The following is a 288-nucleotide window of genomic DNA, read 5'->3' on the forward strand; positions in this document are numbered from 1 at the left end:
GACCGATGCCCTTGAGAGCCTTCAACCCAGTCAGCTCCTTCCGGTGGGCGCGGGGCATGACTATCGTCGCCGCACTTATGACTGTCTTCTTTATCATGCAACTCGTAGGACAGGTGCCGGCAGCGCTCTGGGTCATTTTCGGCGAGGACCGCTTTCGCTGGAGCGCGACGATGATCGGCCTGTCGCTTGCGGTATTCGGAATCTTGCACGCCCTCGCTCAAGCCTTCGTCACTGGTCCCGCCACCAAACGTTTCGGCGAGAAGCAGGCCATTATCGCCGGCATGGCGG

At 60.8% G+C, this 288-nt stretch carries 1 pseudogene; it reads left to right on the forward strand.

From position 1 onward, the window contains the following. Nucleotides 1-288, forward strand: a pseudogene (locus C3488_RS39845) (hypothetical protein); the annotation flags it as partial.

The sequence above is a fragment of the Streptomyces sp. Ru72 genome (assembly GCF_002920635.1).
Taxonomy (GTDB): domain Bacteria; phylum Actinomycetota; class Actinomycetes; order Streptomycetales; family Streptomycetaceae; genus Streptomyces.